This window comes from Micrococcus sp. R8502A1, assembly GCF_006704135.1.
Lineage (GTDB): Bacteria > Actinomycetota > Actinomycetes > Actinomycetales > Micrococcaceae > Micrococcus > Micrococcus luteus.
This window is the reverse complement of sequence record NZ_VIGS01000116.1, coordinates 1-594: the sequence shown is the minus strand read 5'-3', so window position 1 is coordinate 594 and position 594 is coordinate 1. Positions and strand designations below refer to the sequence as shown.

1 protein-coding gene is annotated in these 594 nt (G+C 72.1%); it reads right to left on the bottom strand.

The genetic code is table 11. The features are described from left to right. Positions 1 to 89 precede the first annotated feature (89 nt). The gene (locus FLM69_RS11285; protein ID WP_141844311.1) at positions 90 to 485 is read right to left on the bottom strand and encodes a septum formation initiator family protein; all 396 of its coding nucleotides are present in this window, start codon (positions 483 to 485) and stop codon (positions 90 to 92) included. Positions 486 to 594: the final 109 nt, after the last annotated feature.

The window sequence follows — 594 nt, the reverse complement described above, 5'->3', positions numbered from 1 at the left end:
TTCCATGCGACCGAGTGGGATCGACGTTTGTGCGATCGTCGGCAGCGTCAGCGGTGTATAAGAGACAGGGGGGGGGCGGGACGCGGGGTTCACTCGAGCCCGGCGCGGACGGCCGAGTCCCACAGGCCCTCGGCCCACGGCAGGCGGGTGTTGACGACCTCGTCCGCGCCGGCGGCGGGCGTGTCCTCGGCCTCGGTGTCGGTCTCGGAGGGCCGCCCCGTCACGGAGTACAGGGTCTCCCCCGGCATGACCAGCTCGAGACGCTCACGCGCCTGCTGGGTCACGTAGGCGGGATCGTCCCACAGCTGGATCCGCCGTTCGTAGTCCTCGCGCTGGGCCTGCATGGTGGCGATCTCCTCGCGCGCGGCCGAGATCTCCAGCTGCTGGTTCAGGAACGCGCGCAGCGTGGGCGCCACCAGGACGGCGGCCACCAGCAGCACGGCGACGACGATGAGCGAGCGGCCCGTGATCTGCCGGGCCGGCACCGGCTCCGGCAGCGGGGCCCGACGGCGGGCGGCCGTGGCGGCGGCGGATGCTGTGTCTTATACACTGCTCCGAGCCCACGCGACGGAGCAACCACCTCTCAGCCCTCTC